Origin of the sequence: Vibrio sp. S/42/10, from assembly GCF_029890535.1 — a bacterium.
Classification (GTDB): domain Bacteria; phylum Pseudomonadota; class Gammaproteobacteria; order Enterobacterales; family Vibrionaceae; genus Vibrio; species Vibrio cyclitrophicus.
This window is the reverse complement of record NZ_JAKMZC010000002.1, coordinates 37,450-64,006: the sequence shown is the minus strand read 5'-3', so window position 1 is coordinate 64,006 and position 26,557 is coordinate 37,450. Positions and strand designations below refer to the sequence as shown.

Here is a 26,557-nt window from a genome sequence, read left to right as displayed (position 1 = left end):
CAGTAAAGTGAATTTTTTGTTTCTACACGCCCTATCGCGTCATTTCACTTTAGCCGGTTTATCGCTCTCCATCACTTCCTGAGCTTTATGCATTGATATTAGAGCTTTCTTGGTAGCGAGACTAAAATAAAGGGACAAGAGACGCAGGAAAACAAGACAATGAATCTACCGCGCTTAAATATGTCGATAAACAAACTCCCTTTCGTTTTGGCATTGTATTATTTACTTGTCATCAACCTGCCGATCTCGCGCGAGTTATTCAATATTCTTAGTGCCTCAAAAGCGGAAAGTATTGGGTTCATAATCTCAATTCCCTTCTTCTTTCTCGCTGCATTCAACTTTATCTTTCAAGTTTTTAACTGGCCGATATTCGCCAAGGCCTTTTTCATCTTGTTACTGCTTACTTCCTCTCTGGTCAGCTACAGCATGTTCAGCTATGGCATTTTTGTTGACTATGGAATGATAGAAAACGTTTTTGAAACCAACAGTGGAGAAGCCGCCAGTTATTTAAGCCTATATTCTATTTTCTGGTTTGTTTTGATGGGTGGTATACCATCACTAGTACTTTTATTGACGAACCTTGAAAGAGAGTCTTGGAAAGATTTTGCTATTTGGAAATCGATAGGATTATTGAGTTCGTTAATCGTCATTGCCATTATTGCAGGGCTATTTTACAAAGATTACGTATCGATTGGCCGAAATAATTCTCATCTCAAGAAGATGATCATTCCAACGGAGTACGTGGCATCAACCGTTAAGTACATCAATAATACTTATATCAAAGAGCCAATCCCGTACCAAGAAATAGGCTTAGACGCACAGCTAAAACCAGAAACTAAACAAGCAGAAAAACCAACCTTATTGGTGTTTGTTCTTGGTGAAACAGCACGTGTATACAACTATCAATATTATGGCTATGAGAAAGAAACCAATGCTCATACCAAGCCCTACAATCCGATATTTTTCTCTGATGTTCAGTCGTGTGGAACGGCCACTGCAGTTTCTGTTCCGTGTATGTTTTCTAACATGAATCGCAGCAACTATGATCGCGACAAAGCCTACAACCAAGACAACGTAGTCGACATCATGAACCGCGCAGGGATTCACTCTATTTGGAGAGAACATGATGGTGGAGACAAAACCGTTGCGCACCGAATCAAAGAGATGACTCTCGTCGCCAAAGACAGCGACCCGCTATGTAACAACGATGTGTGTTACGACACAGCGATGTTAGAGAGCTTTGAGCAAGATACCCAAGATCTTAAGCAAGATAGTATCATTTTCTATCATATTTCCGGTTCTCACGGCCCAACTTACTATGAGCGTTATCCTGAAGAACATAGGAAATTTATGCCAGATTGTCCACGTTCTGACATCGAAAACTGTACCAAAGAGCAAGTCGTCAACACCTACGACAACACTATTTTGTACACAGATTTCTTTCTCTCACAGGCTATTAAGAAGCTAGAAAAACTCACCGATAAGTACAATGTCGCGCTGATGTACATTTCCGATCATGGAGAGTCATTGGGAGAAAATGGCGTCTACTTACACGGCATGCCTTATTCATTAGCACCGAAAGAACAAACCCATGTTCCGATGATTCTATGGATGTCTGATGACTTTGCTACAGAGAAAGGGCTCAGTGACACTTGCTTGCGTAAAGAAGGAAAGGAACAGAGCTTTTCTCACGACAATTTGTTCGATTCATTGCTTGGCCTGATGGATGTACAAACCAAAGAGTATAGAGAGGAACAAGATATCTTCGCACCGTGTCGTTAGCGCTTTTGCTTATGTAAACCATCGGAAAACTCGAGTTGCCTGAGCAAGCTCTCCTCAACTATCTCTCAAAAGAAAAGACCTCGGTCTTTTCTTTTTTTTCGTCGCTAACATGGGACCAGAGTGCTAATTTATAACGACGAAACAATGAGCTACATTTATTAGGGAACGGTACTTATAAATCCGAGAACTCATAAGAGTAACTTCTCTAACCAAACGTTCTACCAGCACTTGTTATCTCGGCTCTCGTTCTCTAAGAAAATAGAGCTAATATAGGCACTTAAATCGTGCTCTAATATCGATGGTTTCGTCATATCATTAAGGACAGCGAATGGACGCTTTCATAATTTCAAGCTGGCAATTTTCAGAAGGTGTGGCACATGAGCACACCACCAGCCCAGCCCAATTCGAGCAATCAACTTGGTATCATTGCCAAAGAGATGCTGACGGTTTGAGAGAATGGCTCCACAGTAATACGGTTCCAAACGCCATCATCGATTCACTACTTACCGATGACACTCGTCCTCGATTTGAACAATTTGGGCACGACTGCTTTTTAATGATTCTGCGAGGCATTAATCTAAACGAAGGTGCCAACCCTGACGACATGCTTAGCCTACGTATCTTATGGTACAAAGGCACTTTAATATCGACACGCAAGGTCCCTTCAAAAGCGGTTAGCAACCTAATATCTGATCTCAAACAAAGCCAAGGCCCGACATCGTTACCTGATGTATTACTAGGCATGATCCGAGGAATCAACCATTACATATCAAGCTTCTTGACTCCCGTTGAACAACTGATTGATGAGCTAGAGTCTGAATCTCATCACGATATTAAGTCCATCAATGCTCTGCATTCTAGGCTACTCAGACTAAGACGCTATTTGAAGCCACAGAAATACGTTTTCGAGGATTTAATGAATGACTTACCAGCCCCGCTGAGTAAGCACAACAGTCATATCAAAAACAGTCTTGATACCATTTTGAGGATTAACGAATCCGTTGAGTTCTATATCGACCAGATTAATGTGTTTTTGGCGAGTAGAAGTCAGCAACAAGCTGAAAAAATGAATAGAAATACATACCTATTTTCTATCATTGCGGGTATTTTCCTCCCTGCCGGATTTTTCACCGGTTTATTGGGCGTCAATATTGCTGGAATCCCAGGAACAGACAACCCTGTGGCATTCCCGCTGTTTTGTATTGGACTGTTGATGGTCGTTGCGATTGAAGTCGTTATTTTGAAAAAATTAAGGTTTATTTAATGGTTGAGTTTTTGCAATCCAATATGTGGCTTAAACAAGTGGGTTTAGGTTTACTTCTTATCACTGTGTATTGGGTGATAAAACGCTTGGGGAAAAATTGGATAGAAACATTAGCGGAAAATAAGCGCGTCGAATTGAAGCGAAAGCAGTTCGTGATTAAGTGTTTCAATATCTTACTGTTTCTGCTCTTCATCGCTGTGTTTACGATTGTTCTTAACTTGGGTTTTGGTGATATTTCGCTGTTCTTGTCATCCATATTTGCGGTGCTGGGTGTCGCTTTATTCGCGCAATGGTCGATTCTAAGTAACCTCACAGCCAGCGTACTAATATTTTTCGTCTTCCCTTATCGCATTGGCGACAGAGTAAGAGTCGCAGAGAAAGACGAAGATATCAGTGGCGTGATCATCGATATCACCATGTTCCACGTTATTCTTCGACACAGTTCGGGCAACATCATCACCTACCCTAATAACCTGATCCTACAAAAAGGCGTGATAAAGGTACTAGTTGAGCCTGAGTTAAAGAGTGAAACTGTCGATACAAAACTCATCAAAGCTGAAAATTCAAAATCGTAAGATTTATAGACTCAACGAACCGACCCGTAAGGTATTAACAGTGCTTAGTTCAAAACCGATTGCAGAGTTTAGTGACAAGTGACTTGCTAATAAAAAACATTAGAGAGAAGCTTCAATAAGGTAAAAAGTCTGACACCCGATACTTACGCTAAACGGTGGCTTAACCATTGATGTTTATGGTGGAGTGAGATCGGAGTAACCACTCTTTATCTATAACGAGCACTCTGTCTATAACGTACACCTCTGTCTTTTGTGTCCCATTAGCCGCAAGTTTTATTGAGTTTAGATTTGCGACTAAATATACTGGAGACACCATCATACGGAGGATAAAAATGAATAATAAAAACAAACATATAGTTTTAATTCATGGTCTATATATGCCTGCGTTGATCATGCAATATCTGGATAGGAACTTCAAAAAACGTGGCTTTACAACGCACAAGTTCGCCTACAACTCTCTGCGTTTTCCTTCTGCTGCAAAGCGCCTTAATCGCTTTATAAATGCGCGGTTTGATGAGCATGATGAAGTCTACTTCTTTGGCCATTCACTCGGTGGCTTACTGATTCGTCATTACTTTAAATTCTACCAACCCAACTTTGCAGACACCTGCATTATTACCGCAGGTACACCTCACAATGGGGCAACCATCGCTAAAACACTGTCTAATCATGGCCTCGGGTTTATATTTGGTTCGAGCAAAATGATCTTAAGTGATGGCTTAGGTGACTATGATATCGACGTGCCGATAGGTGTGATCACTGGCACCTACGACGCTGGTGTAGGAAGAATTGTGTTAGGCAAGAATCCAGGCGATGGCACGGTCACACTCGAAGATGCGAACCTAAGAGGCGCTACAGACACCTGTGCTCTCAAGCTCAACCACACAGCGCTCGTATATTCGAAAGAAGTGGTCACTCTCTCTGCCCAGTTCATAGAGCACCGAGCTTTCAAAGCTGCCTGATTAGCTGTTTTTCGCTTTCTTGGGTTCTAGGTTTTTATAGCTAAAAGCCAAAAACTAAATACACTCCCTTCTAAAACAAAAATACCACTCTACAGATAGAGTGGTATTAAAAGATTCATTACTAGAAATAAGCAGCCAGCTACAAAAGATTCACTCGTGTTGGCAAAAACACTTCACCCAACATGCATCTAACCGAACCACCACCAATGTCTTCAATCGTTTTTACATTGAATGGCAGCAGTTTTCCGTGTGTCGAAAGCTGGGCTAACTGCGCTGGAGAGAATGCATCATAAGCAGATTGAGACATTGCAATCACCTTATCGCCATTCACCGTTTCGAGTTGCAAAATATTGCCACAGAATCGGTTCATCTGGTCAATTGAAATAGAGACAACCTGCTTGTCTTTAGCAAGAGATTTCACCACAAAACGACGCTCAAATTCAGGAATCACTTCATCACAGATCACGCAGAAGTTATCACCAATCGCCATCATCACATTGGTGTGGTAAATCGGCTGACCAGACGGCAATGCCGTTTGGAAGGAAACTACGCGCGAATAACCAATACGCTTCGCATAATCTTCTAATACTTCACGATCGCAACGCTGAGAAAGCGCTGCATAGATCGTCTTATTAATATGATCGATCACCATCACACCAGTGCTCTCTAGATAGGAACCTTGGTCAATATACGACTCTAGAGACTCACTGTGATTAACAATGCGGCCAGAGGCTTCTAACGCTTCAATAAGAGCATGTGGCTTAACTTCATGCTGGCGGTTCTCACACGCCATAGGAAAGGTGAATAAACTACCGTCACTGCAAGTGCTAAACCAGTTATTGGGAAAAACCGCATCAGGGGTTTCTACACCCAATTCAGGGTAATCAAACTCTACAACTTGCACACCTTCTTTACGCAACGAAACCACCATAGCCTTAAATTCGGCCATCGTTTCTAGCTTCACCTCGGCTTCAGTCAGATTCACTCTGTTCTGAAACTCATTATCACGCGCAGTTTCTTCGTTAAAACGAAACTCTTTTGGTGGCACCATAACAACGCAATTGGCGTTTTGAACACTACTAATGTGAAGTGACTTTTTGTGTAGGTTTAACATCTCAACCGTCCCTATCTTTTATCTACCTCAGAATTGTAAACAACTTGTTACGACAAGATTCACTGAAAATAATAATGATTTGAATATTTATCCCAAACAATTACTGCAAAAATCAGTTTATTCCGCAATTTTTACTGCAAGATAACAGCACATCAGAAAGAACCAACTGTTTGCATATTAGTTAGAGAAACTGATGAATAAATATCCCAACGTCATTCTCTAGCTTGGCTCGAGTTTAGGTTACAATTTAATTCATTTAACGTTAGGATTATCACCGTTGCATAACAATCAATTACGTTTGAAATAAGCCTAACTTTTCCAGTCCGTATCAATCTAAAATAAGCGTCGTGAAAGACACTCTTTGAACCTTTCCTGCGTCACTTAAAAAGAACTAACAACGAAAATCTATCTAATGAGGTCATACTGATAAGAACTCATTAGCACTTATAAAATTTCAAACCAAATTTATAAAAACAAGCTTCACGACGATGCAGTTGCTAATAGATGCATTAGTTATAAAGGGAAATCTATGTACAAGAAATTTGAAGGCTTTACCGAAGCCTTTCCAAAGGGAGAGCCGATACAACCTCCCACAGGAATACTGGCGTTTTGTCGCCACTACACTCGAGGCTTTGAAAAACCATTAATCGTGCTCGGATTAATGAGTATGACCATCGCGATCATCGAAGTTGCACTGTTTGGTTATATGGGGCAACTGGTGGACTGGCTATCAACAAGCAACCCAGACACCTTTTTGGCCGACAATAGATCCACTCTGATGGGTCTTGGTGTTTTGCTGTTGATTGTGATGCCAATATTAATCAGTGTTTACTCGCTATTGCTTCACCAAACTTTACTGGGCAACTACCCAATGTCGATTCGTTGGCTAGCACACCGCTACCTTCTAAAGCAAAGCTTGTCATTTTATCAAGATGATTTTGCCGGGCGTGTTGCGACAAAAGTGATGCAAACATCGCTCGCGGTGCGTGAAACCGTGACTAAAATGGTCGATGTGTTCGTCTATGTGACGGTTTACTTTACGGCGATGTTATTCATGCTCGCGGAGTCAGACTGGCGCTTAATGGCTCCAATGCTAATTTGGCTATTCATTTACGTCGGTATCCAACTGCACTTTGTCCCTAAGTTAAAAGATGTTTCTTCCGAACAAGCCGATGCTCGTTCACTGATGACAGGTCGTATCGTCGATAGCTACACCAACATCGCGACGGTGAAACTGTTCTCGCATAGTAAAAGAGAAACCGAATACGCCGAAGAAGGCATGGAAGGCTTCCTTGATACTGTGCATCGTCAGATGCGCTTAGTTACCGGCTTTAACATCTGCGTTGAATTCGCTAACTACCTATTGGTGTTCAGCATTGCTGGTATCTCTATCTACCTATGGCTAGATAACGCAATCACGGTCGGTGCGATTGCCATTGCTGTCAGCTTGGCTTTACGTATTAACGGGATGTCTAAGTGGATCATGTGGGAGATCGGTGGTCTGTTTGAAAACCTAGGTACTGTGATTGATGGTATTAAAACGCTATCTAAACCTATCGCTATCGAAGATAAAAAAGACGCTGAACCACTTAAAGTTCCGCAAGGCGGCATCCACTTCGATAACGTGAGCTTTAACTACGGTGAGAATAAGGGGGTGATCAACAACCTAAACCTCAACATCAAACCAGGCGAAAAAGTCGGTTTGGTTGGCCGTTCAGGTGCGGGTAAGTCAACTCTAGTTAACTTACTGCTACGTTTCCACGATGTAGAAAGCGGCCGCATCCTAATTGATGACCAAGAGATCTCGAGCGTTACCCAGGATTCGCTACGTAGTAACATCGGTATGGTGACTCAAGATACTTCATTGCTTCACCGCTCAATCAAAGACAACATTCTTTACGGTCGACCTGAAGCATCGGATGAAGAAGTGTATGCAGCCACGAAGCAAGCGCACGCGCATGAGTTCATAGAAACGCTCACCGACCCATTTGGTAACGTTGGTTACGATGCACAAGTAGGTGAGCGTGGTGTTAAGCTTTCTGGTGGTCAGCGTCAACGTGTCGCTATCTCTCGCGTCCTACTAAAGAATGCTCCACTGCTTGTTCTAGATGAAGCAACTTCAGCACTCGATTCAGAGGTGGAAGCCGCCATTCAGGAAAGTTTGATTGAGCTAATGGAAGGCAAAACGGTCATCGCGATTGCACACCGTTTATCAACGATTGCAGCAATGGATCGTTTGATCGTACTCGATGCAGGTAATATCGTAGAAGAAGGCACGCACCAACAGTTGATTCAACAAAATGGCATCTATGCTCAATTGTGGAATCATCAAACGGGTGGCTTCATCGCAGATGATCTTGAGCAAGCGACCAACGTTTAATTTATGTGCTACTTTAAAAGTGCGGCGTGTTTCACACCAATATGTCAATTACTGGTAAATTACACATAGCAGAATGTTATGTCGTAATTATATAATGACATTAACGGGACAAGACGCTTCGCTTGCGCGTTCTGGAATAAGGCTAGACTTCGGGGGGAGGCTAGCCTTTTTTATACCTGTTCAGCTTCGGCCCTTTCTCATCTATTCTGTCTGCACGATAAACTTCGTCGATCCTTTTGTTTTTTTCTTGGCGTTTTTTTCTTAAAATGCGCGCAATACGCAATATTCTTTCGAGAGATCAACCATGAACAAAAGTGTCTTAACTAACGTAATAGCGTTATTACTACTTGCTAGCGGCTATGCGACGACCAACCAATACTTACTTTATGCAGGCCTATTTGCCTTTTCTGGTGCCATCACCAACTGGCTTGCAATTCACATGTTGTTCGAGAAAGTGCCCGGTTTATACGGTTCTGGCGTTATTCCAGCGCGCTTTGAAGAGTTCAAGGCGGCCATTAAACAACTGATGATGGAACAATTTTTTACCGAAAGTAACATCGACCGCTTCCTAAGCAGTGAGATGACCGGAAAGTCGCTGAATCTAGAACCCGTGATTAAGAAGATCGACTTTAACCCTGCATTCGATTCACTGGTTCATGTTATCGAGAACTCACAGTTTGGTGGCATGTTGGCGATGGTTGGCGGCACAGAAGCCCTGCAGCCGATGAAAGCGCCATTTGTAGAGAAGATGCAAGAGTCAGTAATTGAAATCAGCAAGAGTGACTCTGTAAAAAATGCCATCAAAGATGAACTTGAATCGCCTGCAATGATGGATGAAATCAAAGAGAACATTGAAGCGATCATCGACCAGCGTTTGAATGAACTAACACCAAAACTCGTGAAAGAGATGGTTCAAACCATGATCAAGAAGCACCTTGGCTGGCTAGTGGTTTGGGGCGGTGTATTCGGTGGTGTGATTGGCTTAATCTCTGCGGCCATCACGCTGTAAACTGTCTATCAGTGCTAACTCGATCTTTTAGCCGATATATCCGCACTCAATAAAAAATGGAAGCTCAATAGCTTCCATTTTTATATCTGAATAACATTCGCTACAGCAACGAGAAACTGCCGAGAATTAACTAGAAAGCCCCTACTTTAAGGTTGATAATAGCTCCGGATTCACTCCAAAACCCTTTTTATGTTCTTCAATCACCACTTCACTGCGTGTCTGAATCACTCCAGGTAATGTCCCCAATTTAGTAGCCATAAACGCCTGGTACGCTTTCATGTCTTTTACCCGCACCTTGATCATGGTGTCAAAATCACCAGACAACGAATAGCACTCTTCAACTTCAGGCATCAATTCAACGGCCTGAGCAAATTTATCAAAAATCGAAAAGCTGGTTTGATCGAGTCGAATATGGATAAAAACTTGGACATCCAGCCCCAACTTTTCAGAACATAACTCAGCGTGATAACCCGTTATGTACCCCTCTTTTTCCAATCGCTTGAGTCTATCAGAGCAAGGGGAAGTGGTTAGATTGACCTGCTTTGCCAGCTCGACCACGGGCAAGCGCCCTTTCATATGCAGAATTCTTAGTATCTCTTTATCGATACGGTCGAGTTGATGCTGAGACATAATATTCCTTAAACATTCTAAATTCGGCTCAGTATATTCTATAGTGAGGGCTATCAGACAAAACCCCGCTCACACATTTAAAAAACTAAATACACTTGTGTTATTCACATTAAATATAAATCAACAAACACCAATAACAAGCCTTATAAATCAGTCGTTGACCATTAACAAATTATTATAGAAATGACCTTAAGAACAAATAAGTTGAGCTAGAAACGAAAGAAAGGATATAGGTCAAAGTGAATAATATGACTATCAAAGAGAAAGGATGACTCTATTATGAAAACACAAGAACTCGCATACAAGCCATACGGTATTGGCCCATGGACACACGTTACCGTTTCTAAAGATGTTGCTCAAGCACTCGCAAATGAGTACTCAAACTATGGGTGGGAAGTGAAGATTGATGGCTGTGCCATTGAAACAAAGCTGACACTCAAAGCCGCATAGAAACGCAAAAACCTCCTATACGGAGGTTTTTTGATCTAAGTTAGTAAGCACTTACTATATGTTAAGCCAACCCAACTTGGGGAACAGAACTTGCCGTTTCGCAACGACAGTTGCACGTTCGACAGAAGTGCTGAGTTTCCATATCGTAATACAGGTTTCCACTAAATAGCTTTGACGTCCATTGCATCATACGGCCAGAAGCTGTCTCGGGCTCTGATTCACAACGTTTCATTATAGACTTATGTAGTGTTGTTTTTTTACATCCTTTGCAATAGAGATCAGGCATACCTTTGTCCTATAGGTCTTTAGTGGTTACTGACAATTGACATATCATGTCCAATTCGGTTCCACAATTCACCGAGCTAATAACAAAAGTGAGCGCCAAGTTCAAAAAATAGCCATTTTTCTCTTCTATTTTTTGACATCAAACGTCGTAAAGATATTTCCTCTTTCATTTATCACCCACTAAAACCTAGTTTCAATTTACATTGTAAACCTCAAAACTACGTTGCACTTTAGTCGAATTAACACTTAATTTTATAAATTACAGCTCAGCAATATCCTCTGGCTTAGTACTCCATTTCAGCACAAGTACAATGATAGAAAGTACGAATAAAAAACATATCGGACAGAGTCAATGTTCATTCAGATCTGGCATAAGCCGTGTGAGGCGATGGATCTGACCGCTCGCATAGGGTTTTAGTGTTTGGACATATAGAGCAGAAAGAGGTCGAAAGCATTAGGGAAATAGGCAAAAAAATAGAGCCACCGAAGTGACTCTATTATTTTTAGCTCATGTTCTTTGCTAATTCACATCTGTTTTACAATGTAAATTAGTCTAGTTCTACCAGATTCTTCTCGAACTCAGCGTGTTGCTTCTTCACTTCGTCTTCTGGCTCACCCGTAATTAGGCTCACGATAACGATAGAAAGAGTCGATAGGATGATTCCTGGTACGATTTCGTACACATCGAACCAACCGCCCGTGAACTGTTTCCAAAGTACGATAGTCACACCACCAACCACGATACCCGCTAGAGCGCCGTTACGGTTCATGCGAGACCAGTACAGGCTCAATACTATAGCTGGGCCAAATGCTGCACCAAAACCAGCCCATGCGTAAGACACAAGGCCAAGTACTGAACTGTCTGGCGTCATCGCTAGCACAAGTGCAATAAGAGAGATCAGGATAACCGCGAAACGGCCTACACGAACAATCTCTTCTGACGTAGCATCTTTCTTCAGAACTTGCTTGTACAGATCTTCTGCCATTGCAGATGAAGAAACAAGAAGTTGTGAATCAGCAGTACTCATGATTGCCGCTAATATTGCAGCCAGTAGGATACCTGCGATTACTGGGTGGAACATCGCATTTACAAGAAGCATGAAGATCTTCTCGCCATCGTCTAGCTTAGGTGCGCCAGAGTTAGTCACATAGATCAGACCAACAAGACCCACAAGCATTGCACCAACCATAGACAGCGCAGTCCAGATAACCGCAATGCGACGCGCTGTTGTTAGATCTTTATTGCTACGTGTTGCTTTGAAACGAGCAAGGATGTGTGGCTGACCGAAGTAACCTAGACCCCATGCCGCTAGCGAGATGATCGCGATTGCAGAAAGAGGCTCGCCCTTCGCATCATTCCATAACGTGAGTAGCTCTGGGTTGATGTTGTGTAGGTCGCTAGATAACTGACCAAGGCCGCCATTCATTGCTGCGATGGGTACAATCAATAGTGCAGCAGACATTAGCAAGCCTTGAACTAGGTCAGTCCAAGATACCGCTAGGAAGCCACCAAACAGGGTGTACGAAACCACACATACCGTGCCGATAATTACCGCTGTTGTGTAATCTAGGCCGAATACCGTTTCAAATAATTTACCACCTGCTACCAAGCCTGAACTTGTGTAGAAAAGGAAGAATAAAAGGATAAAGAAAGCAGAGATTGTTTGAATCAGCTTAGAGTTATCGTTGAAGCGGCGAGATAAAAACTCAGGCAACGTCAGCGACTCTGTTGTAATACTGTAAGTGCGTAGACGTTTAGCACTGATTAACCAGTTTGCCCAAGTACCCACAAGTAGGCCACCAGCAAGCCAAAACGCTTCAAAACCAGCAGCATAAGCGTAACCAGGCAAGCCAAGTAGCAACCAACCACTCATGTCTGATGCACCCGCAGAAAGTGCAGCAGGCCATGGGCCTAACGAACGACCACCTAGGAAGTAGTCAGTAGAGTTAGATGTACGTTTGTAAGCAATAACACCGATCGCTAGCATCATAATTAGATACGCAATGAACGTCGTCGTTATTGCAAAACTGTTTTCTATCATTTGATAGTCCTCATTTTGTAGAAAGCCTTCCATGCCTAATTCAATGCAAGACACTCACCGTAAAGGCGAGCGAGTGCATTGAGTTAGGTATTGAGGCTCCAAAGCACTCATGGAGAAAACCAAAAGTCCTTAGAGCCAATTTTACTGAAGGTTAGTGAGCTTCGCTTCCAAGTTCGAGCAAGGTCGCGTTACCGCCCACAGCTGTTATATTTATAGTTCGCGTACGCTCGGTAATGAAGCGCAGCGATAGGTGTGGATCGTTAGCAACATTCATTGCATTCAGATCCGTTTCAGCGACTAAACCGACGATGGCACCGTCACGCTTAGCAAGCTGTAAATTAATAGCTTGTGCCGTTTGTGAGTTACCGACATAACCCACACTTCGTACATCGCAAGACAACAACTGTTGAGAAGCGTCATACGAGGCAACCTGCACCAAGTTAGTTGGCAAATTAGCCGACTTAGCTGCATCGGCAACTAAGGTATTAAACTGCACATCATCACTACACAATTGAACGCTGTTACCTGCTAATAGTGCAGCAGTAATCAGAGCCATTGCCGTTTGTAGTGCTGGCAGTTTGTCTTGGCAATCATCAACAATTACCAAAGCCACACCACGACCTGCAGCATACAACTCATTGGTTTCGCCCGTTGGGCCTGCCATAAGGTGATGCTCCGCAAGTAGTGCTGACGCTTGTTCTAGATGATAAGTCGCCACTGCAGCCAAAGGCGCAGATTGACTTTCAATCTCTGATTTCAATGCAAGTACCTGAGCACTCTTATAATCAAAATCGGTCAGATTCCATTGTTCCCACGCAAGCAATGCATCAGAAAAACCTGTCACTTGATGAACCATGATATTGCTCCTTATGCCTTGTCTTGTGATTGCGAAAAATGAACATCAGTAAAGCGATATAGGTAGTGAGGACCACCTGCTTTAGGGCCTGTACCTGACAAACCTTGACCGCCAAATGGTTGAACACCAACAACAGCACCTACTTGGTCACGGTTTATGTAGCAGTTACCCACGCGCACGTGTTTTTCGATCCAACGGTAAGTTGTCTCGTTACGGCTGTGAATACCCATAGTTAGGCCAAAACCGGTTTGGTTAATTTGGTCTACCACTTGCGCTAACTCACTCGCCTTGAAGCGAACGATGTGCAGTACAGGGCCAAACTGTTCTTCTTTCAAGCAACTGATGTCATCGATTTCAAACGCACTTGGTGGAACAAAGTCACCATGTTCACAATCAGAACCCAATGTAAGTTGAGCGACTTTCTTCTGTGTCTGGGTCATATTTTTCAAGTGAGCTAACAGCTTTTGCTTCGCTGTTTGATCGATAACCGGACCAACATCCGTTTTATGAAGGTATGGAATACCAACACTCAGTTCGTCCATTGCACCGTGAATCAATCCAACCACGCGGTCTGCGATGTCTTCCTGAATGTAAAGCACACGCAATGCCGAACAACGCTGACCTGCTGAAGCAAATGCCGAACGAATCACATCACGAACCACCTGTTCAGGCAGTGCGGTACTGTCGACGATCATCGCGTTCTGGCCGCCAGTTTCTGCGATAAATGGAACAGGTTTAGCGTTACGGCTTGCCAATGACACATTGATACGTTGTGCAGTTGGGGTTGAACCCGTAAAAGCAACACCCGCAATTGCATCATGGCTAGTTAGCGCGCTGCCAATCTCAGCACCACGACCTGGAAGTAACTGAATGGTGCCGGCAGGGAAACCCGCTTCGTTCATCAGTTCAACGGCGCGAGCTGCAATCAAGCTTGTTTGCTCAGCAGGTTTCGCCACAACAGTGTTACCCGCGACTAGTGCCGCTGTAATTTGGCCAAGGAAGATAGCGAGAGGAAAGTTCCAAGGGCTGATACAAACGAACACACCACGACCTTGTCGTGAAGCGATTCGTGTTTGGCCGTCAAAACCTTTTAGTTCGAAACCTTGTAGGTTGTCAGCTTGTTTTGCGTAGTAACGACAGAAGTCGACTGCTTCACGTACTTCATCAACGCTATCGTGAATCGTCTTACCCGCTTCTTGATGACAAATCGCCACCAACTCAGCAAGGTTGTCTTCCATCAGGTCAGCCAGCTTCTCAAGCGCAGCCGCTTTGGTTTCAACCGAAGTTGCGTTCCAATCAGCGAATGCTGCGTCTGCGCCGGTGATCGCTGCGGAAACATGATCAAGGTTAGCGAAAGCCACCTGACCCACATTAATACGACGATCGTAAGGTGAGGTTACTTGCTCGACGTTCTGATCAGCCTTGATCATGCTTTCGGCTAGAGACTCACCATTGATCACAGGGCCAGCAGTCCATTGATTGTTAAGGAATGTTTTAACCTGTGCTTCAAACTGATGCGCTTCACTCTCGATATCAATGTTCACACCGTAAGAGTTCTTACGCTCAGGGAATACCGCTGGAGGCAGAGGAATCTTAGTGTTGTGCAGTGTATCGAACGCAAGAAGCATATCGACAGGATGTTGAGTCAGCTCTACTACAGGGCAACGCGCATCAACTAGACGGTGTACAAACGAGCTGTTTGCGCCGTTTTCTAGCAAACGACGTACTAGGTATGGCAGTAGATCTTTGTGGCTGCCAACCGGTGCGTAGATACGTACCGACTGTTGGTAAGCTTCCATCGCATGGTTATAAAGAGAATCACCCATGCCGTGTAAGCGTTGGAATTCAAAATCTTTATGTTCAGTCATCACTGCAATTGCAGAAACCGTATGAGCATTGTGGCTCGCAAACTGCGGGAAGATATTGCCACGAACACTTGGGCTCAGTAGGTAACGTGCACATGCAAGGTAAGCTACATCTGTCGCTTCTTTGCGTGTGTAAACTGGGTAATCAGTAAAGCCAGCTTGCTGTGACCATTTGATTTCGCTGTCCCAGTACGCGCCTTTCACTAAGCGAAGCGGGATTAAATCACCCTGCTCTTTCGCCAAGCGGTTTAGCCATACTAGAACCGGTAGTGCGCGCTTTGAGTAAGCTTGAATAACCAGACCAAATTTACCCCAACCTTTTACAAGATCGGTACGGTACAGTTTTTCGAATAATTTTAGAGAAAGCTCTAGGCGATCCGCTTCTTCAGCATCAATCGTAATCGCAACATCAAGCTCTACTGCTCGGCGCAATAACTGCTCTAGCGTGTCGCAAAGTTCTGTCAGTACGCGGTCTTCGTTCGCTACTTCATAACGTGGGTGAAGTGCGGAAAGCTTGATAGAAACAGACGGTGCTGGGCTCGATTTTGAAGAGACGTATGTGTCTCTACCTACGGCTTCAATCGCCATTAGGTAATCTTTGAAGTATTTGTTTGCGTCTGCAGTAGTCAGTGCTGCTTCACCTAGCATGTCGTATGAGTAGGTAAAACCTTTGTCACGCATAGACTTACCGTTCTTTTGCGCTTCAGCAATGCTGCGGCCAAGAACGAATTGGTGACCCATCACCTTCATTGCTTGGTGCATCGCTTTACGAATTACCGGCTCAGAAAGCTTATTCACTAAACGGTTAACCGCTTGACCAGCACTCTGCTCTTTAGATGAAAGTCCAACCACCTTACCCGTTAGCATTAGGCCCCAAGTGGATGCGTTAACAAACACTGAATCAGAATTCTTAAGGTGAGACTTCCAATCCGCAACGCTTAGTTTGTCGCGAATAAGCGCATCAGCCGTAGCTGAATCAGGAATACGCATTAAGGCTTCCGCCAGACACATCAGCAAGATGCCCTCTTGAGTATCTAAGCTGTATTCAAGCAACAGTGCATCGATCATCTGGATAGAAGTCTTATCCGCACGGATAGCTTCGATCAATGAGGTCGTTTTCTCTGTAATTTGCTGCTTTTCAGACTCAGAAGGGGTAGCTAGCGGCAGAAGTTGCTCTAGCCATTGGGTTTCATCCACCATATATAATGGTGAGATAAGCGACCATAGATCAGTAAGCGACTGCTCATTGAATTCTGGCTTTAACACATCAGTAGCTGTAAACATGCGTTTTCCTTAATCTCACACCCGGAATTAGCCCGGGATCTCTACAATGGCTGCAGTGTATGTAGAGTATATAAGGATTACTTGTCAAAAACTCCGAGTTTTTTGCTAAAAACTCGCTTTATTAACAAAACAAACACAACGTCACATATGAAACTTTAAAATAATATGCCGTTTTGTTTCACTATTTAACAGAAATTTTCTTTTTGTACTGAGATGGTGACATGCCTTGAAGGCGTGAAAAGGTATGAGTAAAGGAAGATTGACCGGAGAAACCAGCCAGTTCAGCGACCTGACCAAGGCTAAGGTTACCTTGTTCGATTAAACGACGAGATCGGTCTATACGCTTACCTAACACATACTGATGTGGGGTGATTCCCATTTGATCTTTGAATAGCATGTGGAACTGGCTTTCACCCAGGAACACACTGCCTGCAAGTTGGGCCACAGAGATCTTGTTCGCAAGGTGTTGCTCGATGTAACGATCCAATGCTTCAAGATCAAAACGCGAGTCTTTAATCGGAGTTTCGAATGCGGATATATGCCTTTGCATCAACGCGATCACCGTGTCATTGCATGCTCGACTCAGTAACAAATCATCAGGGCTCGACTGCATTTCTTGCACCAACATATGGATAAGCTTTTGAATTTGCGCGTCTAATTGAAAGTATACGTTCGATGACTCTAGCTGGTTAATCTTCTCTAACATTAGAGGGTCATCATCGGTTGGCACAGGCATATTGAGTACGAGAATATCCGACTGACCAACCACGCCACCGAAAGCATGATCAGAGCTCGCCGTTACCACACAACCTTGACCGGGACCAACCAAATTCCCTTTACCTCTGACTTCAAACTCCGCCTGACCTTTTAAGCCAATCACCACCTGCGAATAATGATGATCGTGGCAATCCATATGCGATGGCAAAGTGATGATCTCAGCCGGGCGAGGGCCCGTAAGACCTAGCGGGGACAGGTCTAGGTTTGGAAAGGGTAAAGGTTTTGGCATAACATCAAAATACTCAGGTCGACATAGTAAGAATAATACTCTGAAATCTGCATAAGATGAATTTGTAAATGATCATGAGAGTCATTTCCTCGCCTTAAATAAAAGATCATTGTCGGAGATCGTCTTGATCATGCCTCCGGAAAGATGATCAAGAGTGTACAAACTACGGTCATTGTAAAACCAATCGTTCCGGCGGCTTCAGTACTTAAAAGCGAGCAAGTGCAATAAGGTGCAATGCATGTCTAAAATAGATGTATTTTCACCACCACATATAGAAATAATTTTCTTATATAGCTCAAATAATTTAGCTTTAACTTGTAAAAAGTGTATCCGAAGTAGCGAAACTCGGCTTTTGAGTAGATTGGGTGACGATAAAACGGTATAAAGACGGGTACTGTGTTAATTGCTAATAACTAGTGACTCACAACTAGGAAGTAGACACTTTATTAACGAGCCAATTTCAATCTATAAGTTGCAGGGACCTATGACTAACTTTCGAATTTCAGCGCTTTTACTTGCGCTATCCCCACTTTGGGTATCTGCATCGGTATCCGCTGAAGAACTGAATCAAGTCGATCCCGTTTCAGCTATCGATGCAAAGCTAACAGAGAAAAACTCAGATATTGAGCGTATTTCAGCAACCCAGGTATCAGCGACTGAAAACCTAAAACAACTACAGAACCAAAACAGTAAGTTGTTGCGCGAAGGTGAAGAACTCAAGGCAAAACGTAACAGAGCCAAGTCTGTACTCGACAAACAGTACAGTCGCTTACTGGAAGATCCAGAAACTGATTTGGTCTCTTTTCAGAAAAGCTACCAAGATGCTTGGGCGGCCGTTAAAGAGAACCAATCGTCTCAGTTAGACAACCAACAAGCGATGAACGAGAGTGAAATTCACCTTTCTCAAATCAAGCAAAAGCAAGCTCGCCTGAACAATGAGCTGGCTAACTTAAGAGAATCAAAAGTTGAAGCTCGCGTAAAACGTATTGCAACAGAACTCCGTGAAAGTGCCGTTCTTGAGACCAGCTACACCACGACATGTGCATCAACAATGACACTGGGAGAGTGTACTGCTCAAGGCAAGTACTTGACCAATCAAAAAGCCGTGCAAACGTTCAAAAGCCAATTACTTGAGCAGCTCACAGAAAGCGCGCTAGCGAAGCAAAACTTACAAGGTGTTCAGCTGAATATCCATGTTCAAGACAGCCAAGCAATCAAGAGTGGTTTCTCTGGTAACAACGCTTACTTCGTGCAAATGCAGGCTCAGCTTCAAGCAAAACCGGAAGCGGTAGCAGCGTGTAATTTATTGAACGTTTCAACACGCTACTGTTTAAAGGGCAGTGATGTTGCCGTGGCTAAAAAGAGTGATAAACAGTGGGCAAACGTGATGGTACGTTCTGATCAGTACAATGATTCAGTGACGATCAACGGCATTAAGTACGGCAGCACACCGATTGAGGTTGCACTACCAAGCGGTCGTCACCAAGTGACTATTTCAAAACAAGGTTACGAGTCTTACAACCGCACAGTTACCATCAACGGTAGCGACACTATTTGGGTTAAGCTTCTTCCTAGCAAGGAAAGCTAAGTCCAGTATGAATAGCTCAGCGCTCTAATTAAGATAGCCGTGCCTATTTCACAAAGCTGAATGAATACTCGCCATTTTGTTGATAGTTATAAAAAGTAGCTGCAGACGAAATGGCGTGTTCGTTTAGATTATTCGATTAACCTAATTTACGATTGAAGTAGCCCAACATGCGCCAAGGTTTTCCCACTCTATTATTTGCACTTGCCCCTTGCTTAATGACACCTGCTGTTTTCGCTGAAATAACACCACCAGCAATCACAACATCTGTCACCGACATTGAAAGCTCACTCTTCGAAAAGTATACCACTTTAACGGCTGTCGAGAAGAAGCTGACGGACAAACAAAACCAAGTCGATAACCAAGCAAAGCAAACGGCAAATCTAGCCAAGTTATCCACTCAAGCTGAGCAAAAACTCGCAGCAGCGAAAGCTAGTCTAGAACAAGATTACACCCGCATGATTGACGAGCCTGACTTCGATATCTCGCCGGCTCAAAACAGTTTCCAAAACGCTTGGAAAACTGTAAAAGAGAGCAAGCTTGCTATTTCAGACTCAGAACAGAAGCAACAAGGCTTGGTGATGGAACTAGAAGCCATCCAAGCAGAAAAAGCGGCTGCTGAAGCTTCAATCGCAAACCTCAATCAAGATAAACTCAGAGCAAGAGCTGAACGACTAAGAAACGAGATCACTCAAACCAAAGAGCAAACGGTCAGCTTTACCAACCGTTGTAGCAGTGACATGACACTCGCGCAATGTGCAGACCAAACGGTGACCTTGGCACTTCAAAAAGCCGTTAAGCAATTCCAGCATAGCTTGGTAGACAACGCGACTGAATCAAAAACAGTGAAAGAGCACCTATCGTCTGCTTCGCTAAACATTCACGTTCTACAACACAAAGTGAAATCTTCTGGTTTCTCTGAAGATAGCCGTTACCGAGCAGTGATTGCAGCGAACTTAGAGACTCGCCCAGACAAAAACACACCTTGTCGCTTGCTTGGTATCCAGTCATCAAACTGTTTCACACAGAGCGATCAACAAGCCAATGACCAGCAAAAAGAAGTCGCTTGGGTTAACTTAATGGTTCGTTCAAACCAATATAATGACAAGGTATCGATTAACGGCGTGGACTATGGCAGCACACCGGTTGAAGTAATGCTACCAACAGGCCAACACATGGTCACAATTGAGAAAGAAGGCTACCTCTCTTTCCATCAAGAACTGAAAATCGCCCGTGATCACAACCTACGAGCGGTATTACAAGCCAAACAAAACTCGCTGAATGTCGGTACCAAATTTGCCGACCCAATGGGAAATGACACTCCAAGTCCAGAAATGATTGTGGTGGGTTCAGGCCGTTATTTATTGGGTGAAAACAACGCTAAACAAGTGACGATCAAACAGCCATTTGCATTAGCAGCGACACCAACTCGCGTTCAAGATTTTAAAGCGTTTGTTGAAAGCACTGGCTACCAGACAGACGCAGAACTGATGAACACCTGCGATACCTTCGTTAATGCCGAGATCACAACGGTTTCAGACAATGACTGGCTGAACCCTGGCTTTAAGCAAGCTGATAACTCACCGGTAGTTTGTGTTAGTCAAAGTGATGCCAAAGCGTATACTCGCTGGTTATCTAAAAATACAGGCTATGCCTACCGTTTACCAACACCACAAGAATGGGAAGCCGCAGCAAGAGCAGGCCAAGATACTAACTTCTGGTGGGGCAATGAATTCCTTTCGGGTAAAGCCAATACCGGTTGGGCTGGCACACCGTGGTCAAACATCAGCACCTCTCCAGTTAAGTCATTCTTACCAACACCTACAGGCTTCTACGATATGGTTGGCAACGTTTGGGAATGGACAACCGTTCAGAAAGGCTTGGCTAAAGGTGGTGCGTGGAGTTTTTCACCAGAAGAAGCAAAAGTGTTTAACGAACTGTACGTGCCAACGTCAACGGCAGCAAACTACTTAGGTTTCAGAGTATTGCGCGAACTGTAGCACTCAATAACCAACTCAATAGTTTCTAATATTTACGCTAGGCTCTCAAATATCGCATTGAGTTGTATTTATGGGGGAATTCCCCCCTTATGCACAAGCATTCCTAGGAGTAAATTTATCGATAGAGTAGTAAGTCACTCTAGGTATCTAGCTGATACCTTAGGTTAATTTACATGACCCTCGTGAATTAATCTGAAATCTTCTACATGTCGACAAGACATATCTTGTCTTTAGCCAGCCCTTCTTCAGGCTGGCTTTTTTTCGGCTATTAACCAGTCACTTCGATCACCAATCACTCTTGATATATACAGTAAACCAACAATTCGTTTAACTATGATTCAAGCTCTATTTATCTCTCAGGATTCAGCCTCTAATTGCCATTGCAGCGCTATAAGAAACTGATATCATTAACATACTTCTGCTTACGAGATAAAACCTTGCCAGAGTCACTCAATGCCATACATCGTTCTTTATTTGAACAACTCCCAGGCTGCTGGGGCTGCAAAGATACTGAGTCGGTTTTCGTTTACGCGAACCTCGCCTACAACCAATTGATTGGCTTAAAACCCAACGAGAGTTGCACTGGCTTGACCGATTTCGATATGCCGAGTCAAACCACTGAGTGTGCGCAAGATTTCAGGGCTCAAGATAAGCATGTGATGGAAACACGTACTACCCTGAAGATTCTTGATATTCACCCCTACCCAGACGGACGCTGGCACGCGCATATTTTTACCAAAACCCCTTGGCTTGATGCAAACAACAACGTACAAGGCACGATCTTCTACGGTCAAGAACTCACTGACACCGCAATTTTAGAGGTTGGTCATTGGGTTTGCCAGGCGACAGGTGCCAAAGATGGTCAGACATCCATTGCAGGTTCAACGCCACGCACATCTAAACTCAAAAAACGACTGACTTCGCGAGAATCAGAAGTGCTATTTTTGCTGCTGTTCGGCAAGAAACCGCAATACATTGCATTAACGTTAAATATTTCAATTAAGACTGTCGAAGGCCATGTCGCCAGATTGAAGCAAAAATTTGATGCGAGCAGCAAAAGCCAATTGATTGAGTATGCATTGGACTCGGGGTTGGGCTCAGTGATCCCCGAAACCCTGCTCAAAAAGCAGATTTCCGTGGTTCTGCACAGCGAATGAGCGAGAGTCAGACAAAAAAATACCGTTGTTTGATGTGTTTAGTCACCAAATCAACGGTATTTTTAAAGCAGTTAATCCGTTAGCAAATCTATAAAACAGATTATGGCGCTAGGCGGTCAATGTCCCAGCTGTTGTCTTGACGTGAAAACAAGAAACGGTCGTGTAAACGGTGTTCGCCACCTTGCCAAAACTCAATACTATCAACGCGTACTCGGAAACCACCCCAAAATGAAGGCACTGGAATCTCTCCTTTCTCGAACTTCTGCTTAAGCTCTAAATACTTACCTTCCAGTATTCCGCGAGCTGAGATTCGGCTACTTTGCTTACTTGCAATGGCAGCCAATTGGCTTTCTTTCGGGCGAGATGTGAAATATTTCATGTTCTCCAACGCGGTCAGCTTTTCAGCTGTACCTGTGACATGAACCTGTCGCTCTAGAGGATGCCAAGGGAAATGCAAACTAATTTTGCTATTGTGCTCAAGTTGGTGTGCTTTACGGCTACCTAGATTGGTATAGAAAACGAAGCCATCTTTATCAACATTTTTCAGCAACACAATTCGTTGGAATGGCTGACCATTTTCGTCAACTGTCGCTACTGTCATTGCAGTAGGATCCGTCAACTTAGCTTCAATGGCTTGTTCTAGCCATTGATTGAATTGGTCAATTGGGTCTGCGGCCAAGTCTTTGCGTCTCAATCCACCCTGAGCGTATTCACGACGAATGTCTGTCAGTTCCATTTGGTTGCTCCTTTTGATTTTTTTGTGATTTTGCGCCGTAATCCTTTGAAACACAAGTCTAAGCCTTGGTTTTGTCTTACAGAAGGTGCTCTGTGTTAACGAGATCTCGGTACGCTAACCGTCATATTGATAGTCTATATGTAAACTGATTGTAACCTGAGTTTATAGTGACTAAAAAATCGCCCAACCTAATCACACCTTTTGTTTTATTCTCACTAATATTGGGAGCTGCAGGGCTGACTGCAACTCACTTTCTTGCCGTACAATTCCAAGAGAAAATCGTTACTCAGCAACTCAACGAAGCAGCCAACAAAGCGAATCTGCAAATCGACTCCGAGCTGGATAAGTTCAAACAGATCCCCGATTTACTCAGTCATGACCCACGCCTGATCTCTTATTTCACCTCATCACCACAAACCGACAAGATAACCGTAACACAGCTTAATAAATTGTTGTTTGAATGGTCGAACCAAAGCCAGGCTGACACCATTTATATTCATGACCGAAGCGGCACAGTGGTCGCTTCCAGTAATTATCAACAACCCCGCACATTTGTTGGAGAAAACTTCTCGTTTCGCCCTTACTTTGCCTCTGCAATAAAGGGCAACAACACACAATACGTGGCGCTCGGTGCTCGCTCGAATGTACGAGGCTATTTCTTATCCTCGCCACTGTACACCGATAAAGAAATAGTCGGCGTTATCACAGTAAAAGTAAGCTTAGAGAATCTCGAAAACATCCTAACCAGCGATGATTTTGAGATCGTAGTACTCGATTCCAACCAAGTGGTCTTTCTGTCGAACCAAACTTCGTGGTTGTATCATTCACTGTTGCCATTAAGTGAACAACAACAAACAGAGATAGCGACTCAGCGGCAATACGGCCAAAGTGAAATTTCGATCATCGAAGACTTTCGATCGGCAAAGCTTCAACAAAAAGCTAACGACACAATCCTACCTAACGATCTTCAACCAAATCAGATTCAAAAAGAACTCGTCTCCAATCAGCTGTTTCAACTTGGTGCTTTCAACCTATATCCTGCCCCTATTAGCAATAATCAGTATCAAGTCGTTGCGCTAAAAGAGACAAAAGCCGAGCTGCTTAAAGTGCTACAGATCGACGTCATCTTTATTATCATCTATAGCTTGGTGATGCTGATTGCTTGGTCGTGGCGTCAAACCTACATTGCGAAGGTCGCGTTAACTCGACTCAATGAGAACCTAGAACAGACCGTTGATAAACGAACTCATTATTTAAAGCAATCTAACCAACAGCTCCAACAAACCATCTTTCAATACCAAGAGTCACAACTGAAATTAAAGCAGACCGAACAAGAGTTAACTCAGACGGCTAAGTTAGCGGTATTGGGCGAATTGTCGGCTAGCATTAATCACGAAATCAACCAACCACTTGCAGCGCTGAGAACTTACAGCGAGAACAGCTTGAAGCTGCTTGAAATGAAACGAACAGATTTAGTCAAAAGCAACCTAGATAAAATGATTGCTTTAAATACATCAATTACTGAGATCATCGCGCGCCTCAAGGTCTTCACCCGCAAAGTCACCAAGCAAGAGCATCACGTTGCAAACTTGCATCAAGCGGTCAATAACGCCACCAGTATTCTCAGTGCGCTGATGATTAAGCAAGGCATTACACTGAGGTTAAGTACAATGCCGGATGACATAAATCTAGCCATTCACCCAACTGAGCTAGAACAAGTGTTGGTTAACCTGATTCACAACGCGACTCAAGCACTTCAGCAGCAGGCTATGGAACAGTCAACTCCAAGACTAAAAACCTCGGGGCAAAGCATCTTAGAAGAGCAAAGCTCCAAGCTAGAAGCTTTAGACATACAAACGATCCCACAAATTGGAGTGGAATGGCAGCGCAAGAATGACACCTGCCAGCTGATCATATGGGACAACGGCATAGGTATCTCTAAAGATAAGCTTGAACAGCTCTTCGACCCATTTTTCACCACCAAACCAGAAGGCTTAGGGCTTGGTCTATCGATCTCGAAGCGAATCATTGAAGCGTATCACGGCACGATTAACGCAGCACAGTTAGAGCCGTCAGGCATGGTATTCTCGTTAAATATTCCACTCTATAAGAATCAGGGTTAGTTCCCTTGTTTTGTTTACTCACGATTATGCCAATTTCACACCATTGTTAAGGACTCGGCTTTTGCACTCTATGCCCAAACTCTATTTTGTCGATGACGAACCCGCGATTAGGGACTCTGTAGAACAAGCCATGCTCATAGAAGGCATCACTATCGTCTGTTTCCCCAATGCCATTGAGGCATTGAGGCAGATCGACGTCGCGCAAGCAGGAATCGTGATAACAGATATTCACATGCCAGTAATGGATGGCATTCAATTCACCCACAAGCTTTTGAGCCATAACCCCAACTTTCAAATCATCGTGCTCACAGGACATGGTGACGTCCAAACAGCGGTATCTGCGATGAAATCCGGCGCTTATGACTTTTTAGAGAAACCTTTTGTGGTCGACGATCTGCTGACAGCAGTAAAAAAAGCAGCAGATAAACTCGCATTAGTTGAAGAGAACAACCTATTAAGAAAAGAATTGGCAATGCAAAATCAAGTAGGGCCAAAACTGATCGGTCAATCACCAGCGATGCAGGCCTTACGCCGTGAGTTAATCACTCTGAACTGTAAAGAAACCCCACTACTGCTGTTTGTTGGAGACATAGGAACAGGAAAAAGAGTTACAGCGCAATACACCCATGATTTACACAGTCATCACACAGCAGAGCTTTGTCCAATCGCCGCCTTCAATTTACCACGCAGCGATGAAGCGACATTTCAGCAGTTTGTTTTACAACTGTTCCACAAATATCAAGGTGGAACGATCTATATTCATGAAACACAAGCACTAACTCAAGAACAGTGGCTGTGGTTGGCACGTCTAAAACCCATTCTACTTCGTGAAAACTCATGCAAGACCAATGCAACTTGTATCATTATCGCAACCACAATAGTTCCTACTACAATTACCAATGAACTACGTCGATTTAATTTACTACCTTTGGCGCAAAGAACAGAAGACATTGGCTCTTTGTTCAAACATTTTGCTCGCGGTGCGGCAAGTCGATATCAGTTACCACCGCCTGTTATTACTGAAAAAGAGATTCAACGGTTAATTGCCACTCATTGGAGTGAAAACATTCGACAACTTCGTCAACATGCCGAGCTCAGAGTACTAACGCAAATCAAGCAGCCACCGCTCGACAGTAATGAAGATGATGAGCAAGTTGGTGAGAATAAACTTGATGTCAGCATAGAAGAACAACAGCAGTCACTAAGTCAGCGGACTGATAGCTTTGAACAAATCATCTTGATCGAAGCACTACATCGCCACCAAGGACGATTAAAAGAGGTACAGCAAGAGCTGCAAGTATCGAGAAAGACACTGTATGACAAGCTAAGAAAGCACCAACTTGATAAAACGGATTTCAAAAATCGATAAGAATTAAAAAATATATAAATTCAAAGATTTAAAGGAGCAAAATCTTAACATTTATCAAAAGTAAGAATACACTCAATAGGCTT

General features: G+C 43.5%; 20 protein-coding genes. 12 read left to right on the top strand and 8 right to left on the bottom strand.

Features of this window, described 5'->3' with window-relative positions:
* Positions 1-159 precede the first annotated feature (159 nt).
* The 4 genes from L8S15_RS02630 (at position 160) to L8S15_RS02615 (ending at position 4,583) form a co-directional block, all read left to right on the top strand.
* On the top strand, positions 160-1,782 hold the full coding sequence (locus tag L8S15_RS02630) for a phosphoethanolamine--lipid A transferase (protein ID WP_016797839.1): 1,623 nt from the start codon (positions 160-162) through the stop codon (positions 1,780-1,782).
* Positions 1,783-2,110: 328 nt separating this feature from the next.
* Positions 2,111-3,046: a CorA family divalent cation transporter gene (locus tag L8S15_RS02625; protein WP_010432098.1), complete on the top strand. Its 936-nt coding sequence runs from the start codon at positions 2,111-2,113 to the stop codon at positions 3,044-3,046.
* On the top strand, positions 3,046-3,621 hold the full coding sequence (locus L8S15_RS02620; protein WP_010432101.1) for a mechanosensitive ion channel domain-containing protein: 576 nt from the start codon (positions 3,046-3,048) through the stop codon (positions 3,619-3,621). Before L8S15_RS02625 ends, L8S15_RS02620 begins: the two co-directional genes overlap by 1 nt.
* Before the next feature lie 332 nt (positions 3,622-3,953).
* Positions 3,954-4,583 (top strand): acetyltransferase, encoded by a 630-nt coding sequence (locus L8S15_RS02615; RefSeq protein ID WP_010432104.1) that lies wholly within the window; start codon positions 3,954-3,956, stop codon positions 4,581-4,583.
* A 139-nt stretch (positions 4,584-4,722) separates the two neighbouring features.
* On the opposite strand, the gene L8S15_RS02610 is transcribed toward L8S15_RS02615, so the two are convergent.
* A complete protein-coding gene (locus L8S15_RS02610) occupies positions 4,723-5,697 on the bottom strand; it encodes an arginine deiminase-related protein (protein ID WP_016787458.1) in 975 nt (324 codons plus the stop codon).
* 529 nt (positions 5,698-6,226) lie between these two features.
* Between L8S15_RS02610 and L8S15_RS02605 the strand changes: the two genes are divergently transcribed.
* Entirely contained in the window at positions 6,227-8,077 is a 1,851-nt protein-coding gene (locus L8S15_RS02605) for an ABC transporter ATP-binding protein (protein WP_016767100.1), read from the top strand.
* A 304-nt stretch (positions 8,078-8,381) separates the two neighbouring features.
* The gene (locus L8S15_RS02600) at positions 8,382-9,086 is read left to right on the top strand and encodes a DUF445 family protein (RefSeq protein ID WP_016767099.1); all 705 of its coding nucleotides are present in this window, start codon (positions 8,382-8,384) and stop codon (positions 9,084-9,086) included.
* Between the two features lie 141 nt (positions 9,087-9,227).
* On the opposite strand, the gene L8S15_RS02595 is transcribed toward L8S15_RS02600, so the two are convergent.
* A complete protein-coding gene (locus L8S15_RS02595) occupies positions 9,228-9,716 on the bottom strand; it encodes an Lrp/AsnC ligand binding domain-containing protein (RefSeq protein ID WP_010432115.1) in 489 nt (162 codons plus the stop codon).
* Between the two features lie 279 nt (positions 9,717-9,995).
* On the opposite strand from L8S15_RS02595, the gene L8S15_RS02590 reads away from it, so the two are divergent.
* A complete protein-coding gene (locus L8S15_RS02590) occupies positions 9,996-10,166 on the top strand; it encodes a hypothetical protein (RefSeq protein ID WP_010432118.1) in 171 nt (56 codons plus the stop codon).
* A 61-nt stretch (positions 10,167-10,227) separates the two neighbouring features.
* Here the strand turns inward: L8S15_RS02590 and L8S15_RS02585 are convergent, their stop codons facing one another.
* The 5 genes from L8S15_RS02585 to L8S15_RS02565 all read right to left on the bottom strand — a co-directional run bounded on the left by L8S15_RS02585 (position 10,228) and on the right by L8S15_RS02565 (position 17,504).
* Complete coding sequence (locus L8S15_RS02585) at positions 10,228-10,452, bottom strand: hypothetical protein (RefSeq protein ID WP_065099303.1); 225 nt, start codon at positions 10,450-10,452, stop codon at positions 10,228-10,230.
* A 547-nt stretch (positions 10,453-10,999) separates the two neighbouring features.
* Positions 11,000-12,526, bottom strand: a complete 1,527-nt coding sequence (putP, locus tag L8S15_RS02580) for a sodium/proline symporter PutP (RefSeq protein ID WP_016767920.1) — start codon at positions 12,524-12,526, stop codon at positions 11,000-11,002.
* A 118-nt stretch (positions 12,527-12,644) separates the two neighbouring features.
* Complete coding sequence (locus L8S15_RS02575) at positions 12,645-13,349, bottom strand: 1-pyrroline-5-carboxylate dehydrogenase (RefSeq protein ID WP_016785434.1); 705 nt, start codon at positions 13,347-13,349, stop codon at positions 12,645-12,647.
* An 11-nt stretch (positions 13,350-13,360) separates the two neighbouring features.
* Positions 13,361-16,498: a bifunctional proline dehydrogenase/L-glutamate gamma-semialdehyde dehydrogenase PutA gene (gene putA, locus L8S15_RS02570; RefSeq protein ID WP_280571967.1), complete on the bottom strand. Its 3,138-nt coding sequence runs from the start codon at positions 16,496-16,498 to the stop codon at positions 13,361-13,363.
* 181 nt (positions 16,499-16,679) lie between these two features.
* Positions 16,680-17,504, bottom strand: coding sequence for an AraC family transcriptional regulator (locus L8S15_RS02565; RefSeq protein ID WP_016786666.1), 825 nt, complete (start codon positions 17,502-17,504; stop codon positions 16,680-16,682).
* Positions 17,505-17,988: 484 nt separating this feature from the next.
* Between L8S15_RS02565 and L8S15_RS02560 the strand changes: the two genes are divergently transcribed.
* From L8S15_RS02560 to L8S15_RS02550, 3 genes are all read left to right on the top strand, one after another.
* On the top strand, positions 17,989-19,092 hold the full coding sequence (locus tag L8S15_RS02560; RefSeq protein ID WP_010432133.1) for a PEGA domain-containing protein: 1,104 nt from the start codon (positions 17,989-17,991) through the stop codon (positions 19,090-19,092).
* A gap of 167 nt (positions 19,093-19,259) precedes the next feature.
* Positions 19,260-21,089, top strand: coding sequence for an SUMF1/EgtB/PvdO family nonheme iron enzyme (locus tag L8S15_RS02555; RefSeq protein ID WP_016785437.1), 1,830 nt, complete (start codon positions 19,260-19,262; stop codon positions 21,087-21,089).
* A gap of 437 nt (positions 21,090-21,526) precedes the next feature.
* Positions 21,527-22,246: a helix-turn-helix transcriptional regulator gene (locus L8S15_RS02550; RefSeq protein WP_010432139.1), complete on the top strand. Its 720-nt coding sequence runs from the start codon at positions 21,527-21,529 to the stop codon at positions 22,244-22,246.
* A 100-nt stretch (positions 22,247-22,346) separates the two neighbouring features.
* Here L8S15_RS02550 and pdxH read toward each other — a convergent pair whose 3' ends face one another.
* On the bottom strand, positions 22,347-22,982 hold the full coding sequence (gene pdxH / locus L8S15_RS02545; protein WP_016767927.1) for a pyridoxamine 5'-phosphate oxidase: 636 nt from the start codon (positions 22,980-22,982) through the stop codon (positions 22,347-22,349).
* A 167-nt stretch (positions 22,983-23,149) separates the two neighbouring features.
* Between pdxH and L8S15_RS02540 the strand changes: the two genes are divergently transcribed.
* Positions 23,150-25,105 (top strand): ATP-binding protein, encoded by a 1,956-nt coding sequence (locus tag L8S15_RS02540; RefSeq protein WP_016785438.1) that lies wholly within the window; start codon positions 23,150-23,152, stop codon positions 25,103-25,105.
* 70 nt (positions 25,106-25,175) lie between these two features.
* Complete coding sequence (locus L8S15_RS02535) at positions 25,176-26,474, top strand: response regulator (protein ID WP_010432165.1); 1,299 nt, start codon at positions 25,176-25,178, stop codon at positions 26,472-26,474.
* Positions 26,475-26,557 lie beyond the last annotated feature (83 nt).